The 3,727-nt window shown below is 33.1% G+C and carries 4 protein-coding genes; 3 read left to right on the forward strand and 1 reads right to left on the reverse strand.

The features are described from left to right. From ACIPNH_RS01645 to ACIPNH_RS01655, 3 genes are all read left to right on the forward strand, one after another. On the forward strand, positions 1-134 hold a 134-nt coding region (locus tag ACIPNH_RS01645; protein WP_400771306.1), incomplete at its 5' end, for an NADH-quinone oxidoreductase subunit K. Positions 135-272: 138 nt separating this feature from the next. Continuing rightward, positions 273-2,225 carry an RNA polymerase sigma factor RpoD gene (gene rpoD, locus ACIPNH_RS01650; protein ID WP_400771309.1) on the forward strand — a complete coding sequence of 651 codons (1,953 nt, stop codon included), beginning with the start codon at positions 273-275 and terminating at the stop codon, positions 2,223-2,225. A gap of 140 nt (positions 2,226-2,365) precedes the next feature. Next, on the forward strand, positions 2,366-3,346 hold the full coding sequence (locus ACIPNH_RS01655; RefSeq protein ID WP_400771302.1) for an SGNH/GDSL hydrolase family protein: 981 nt from the start codon (positions 2,366-2,368) through the stop codon (positions 3,344-3,346). Between the two features lie 174 nt (positions 3,347-3,520). Here the strand turns inward: ACIPNH_RS01655 and ACIPNH_RS01660 are convergent, their stop codons facing one another. Further along, positions 3,521-3,676 (reverse strand): hypothetical protein, encoded by a 156-nt coding sequence (locus tag ACIPNH_RS01660; RefSeq protein ID WP_341813858.1) that lies wholly within the window; start codon positions 3,674-3,676, stop codon positions 3,521-3,523. Between the last annotated feature and the right edge of the window lie 51 nt (positions 3,677-3,727).

The raw sequence follows: 3,727 nt of genomic DNA on the forward strand, positions 1-3,727 counted from the left end.
CAAATTTTTATTCATATAGCAATCCTATACCCCATGTTTTAATGCTTACTGCTATAGTGGTTGGAATTGCAACATTTTCAGTTGGATTATCCATAGCAGTAAAAATGGAAGAAAAGTATGGAACAATCGATTAAGACAAGTGTACATAAATTAACAGTATCTTAAACTATATGAAGTAACAAATAGCCACAAGTTAAAAGTAAAATTATAGACTTGCTCGTTGTAAGTTTGTTTGTTAATAAGAAATAAAATTATAAACTATAAAGGTAATGATGTCAACTATTAATGATGCAGAAGATAAGAAAAAAATTATCAAAGATCTGGTAACTAAGAGTATAAAAAAGGGTGGTTTTATCACCTTTGATGATATAAATGATAAATTATCAGATGAAAATTTTTCGTCTGACTTTATAGATGATGCTATATCTTTATTGCAGGATTCCGGAATTAATGTGCTTGAAAGTAGCGAAGATGAAGAAGATATTCCTTCCAACAGTGATGATAGTAAACTTGATGATGATGACACATCGCCAAATGTTACTGCAACTTTAGTACAAAATGATGATCCAGTGAGGATTTATTTACAAGACATGAGCTCCGTAAAGCTTTTATCAAGGGCAGATGAAATCGAGATAGCAAAAAAAATTGAATCTGAAAAGCATAACATGTTACGTGCAATAATTGAAACATCAGTAACATTAAAGGTGATAAAAGTATGGCGTGATGATTTAAGTAATGGAGATCTCTTACTGAGAGAAATTATAGATCTGGATGCAATTTATAACTCTGATTTTAATGTGGTACCCAAAGAAGAAAGTGAAGAGAGTGAAGAAAGTGCTGAAGATGTTGAGGATTCTGAGGATGTTTCTGAAGATGCTGAGTACTGTAGTGATGATGAGAAAGATAGTAAAAAAAGTGATGATGAGAAAAACGGTAATAATGAAGATATAAGTTCAGTCAATTTAAATGTTTCTATTCTTGAAATGGAAAGTGACTTATTGCCAAAGGTCATAGTTGCATTGGATGAGATAATTACTTTAACAAATGAAGCGTTGATATTAAGAAAAAATTCTAAAAATTTCTCTAATGAGCTAGAAAATTTGTATAATCAAATATGGTCTATAGCATTACAAATTAAGTTAAGTGATGCTGCTGTTGCCAGAATTACACAAGAACTTTATAAGATAAATAGATCCATTACGCTTGAAGAGGCTAATCTTATTGCTGAGGCTAGAAAATACGATATCGATAGAGAAAGTTTCTATAAAGTTTATGATGACGTGCTTTTAAAGCACGAATTGAAAAAGATAAGTCTTTTAAAGATCAATGAAAATCAGTCCTCTTTTACAGGTGAATTAAAAAACAAATTTTTAAGGTTTATAGACGATAACTCTGAACATATAGCTAGTACCTTGAACGGTATTAAGCAGCATATACAGGAAGATAACGTACAAGAATTTAAGGAGCTAATCAAGAGAATACAAAAACACGAACGAGAAGTCTCTGAAGCAAAGCAAGAAATGATTAAGGCTAACTTAAGGCTAGTAGTTTCCATTGCTAAGAAGTATTCAAAAAGAGGCCTTGATCTGCTTGATTTGATACAAGAAGGCAATATTGGTCTTATGAAGGCCGTGGATAAGTTTGATTACAAACGTGGATATAAATTTTCAACTTATGGCACTTGGTGGGTAAGACAATCAATCACTAGAGCAATACCTGAGCAGTCTAAAGTAGTTAGAATACCAGTTCATATGGTGGAAATTATCAGTAAAATCAACAGAGCATTAAGAAAGATGACTCATGAGATGGGAAGAGAGCCGACGTTAGAGGAATTGAGTGTAGAACTGACAATGCCACTGGAAAGAATACGCAAAGTTATGAAAATAGCAAGGGATCCAGTAAGTCTTGAAGCTCCAACAGGAAAAGATGATAGTAGTACCTTTGGTGATTGTATAGAAGACAAGCGAGTCTCCAGGCCAGAGGATGCTGCAATACTTGCTGACTTGCGTGGCATTACAACCAATGTTCTTGCAACTTTAACACCAAAGGAAGAAAGAATTTTAAGAATGCGTTTTGGCCTTGGTAAAGATGGGAAGGAACATACCTTAGAAGAAGTAGGAAAAATTTTTAATGTAACACGTGAGAGAATTAGGCAAATAGAGGCAAAAGCACTGCGCAAGTTGAAACATCCAAGCCGTGCTAGAAAACTTAGAGGGTTCTTTTAAGTATACGTGTCAAGTTAAGAAGAAGCTGATTTTGCCCGGAAAAAGTGGAGAGCAAGTTAGGCCAAAGTTGTATAATTTCACCGCTATTTTTCTTTTTCTATGAATCTAATGAAACAACATGCTAATCTACGGTAAATATTATGACAAACAAAAATGACAATTCTAATTTAAAGTATAGAAATTTTTATGTTCTGGGTGATAGCTTATCCGATAATGGCGCAATCATTGGAATTTTAAATAATTTATCCTTTGCAAAAAGCGTAAAATTTGATGATCCTTTTTATCAAGGAAGATCTTTTAGCAATGGCCCTACTGCTGTTGAATATATAGCAAAATATTTAGATTTAGATGAATTTAAACCTGGGTGGAGTTATTCATTTTTTGGAAGATGCCACGAACAGCAAGGTCAGAATTACGCAGTTTCATATGCAACAGCATCTGAAATTTTTGACCCTATTTTTTCTTATTTCTTCAATAAATTTCGTTTAGCTAACCAGCTAGATGCGGTAATTAAACATCATCCAGATATAGGTAAAGAAGATTTATTTTGCATCATAATCGGCGGAAATGATGTTATGGTTGCCACTGCTTATGACGATACTAAAGCGGAAGAAGTGTTGGAACAAGCAGTGAGTGAAATATGTAATGCACTTAAGGTTCTAAATGAACATGGTGTTAAGCATGTAGTTGTTGCAAATGCACCTGAAGTTGGCTCAATACCAGCTTTTAATAGAGATGAAGAAGCAAGGGAACTAGCTACAAAGCTCACGGAGAGTTTCAATGCAAAACTGGCTAAAGGCTTAGATTATATGAAGAAAAGTACAAATCTTGAAATAAAAGCATTTGATCTTAACTCTAAAATGAGAAGTATGTTTAGCGAATACAAGAGCAAAGGTTTAAATTGTCAAGATGCATGCACATCGAACATTGCAGACCAAGTTGGGAGATTTAAAGAAAATATAAAAATACTCTTAAAGTTGATATTTAAAGGGGAACTTGACGTTCACTATAACCCTGGGTGTAGCAAAGAAACACTAAAGGATTATTTCTTTTTTGATTATTTCCATCCAACTGCGGAACTTCATCATGAAGTTGGTAATGAAGTGTATGAGTTGATTTGACACAGTTTTTTGAACATATCCTTTTAAATAGTAACCAGACTGCATTCTGTGATTTTTAGCAAAACACGATCTTTCATTTGAGCTTTCTTCAATTTAAAATAAATACAGAAAATTGCTGCCTATAGCTAAACTGACTTAGATTTACCGATAATTTGAAAAACCGTCATCCCGCTACTATATAGTTATTGATATATATTTTCTTTTAAGCTCTTGGTTTTGATCGATAAATGTAATCATTTCATCTTCTAAAGTTTTAATTTGATTACGTAAAATTGCAAGAAGTTCCTCTATTTGTTTGATTATAGATGTATCAGTTATAGCATTTCTCATAATAGTCCGAACAGGTCATAGGAAGGCAGAATCAACAGCACGACGAAAGGA

Source organism: Wolbachia endosymbiont of Drosophila barbarae (assembly GCF_044752445.1).
GTDB classification, from domain to species: domain Bacteria; phylum Pseudomonadota; class Alphaproteobacteria; order Rickettsiales; family Anaplasmataceae; genus Wolbachia; species Wolbachia pipientis.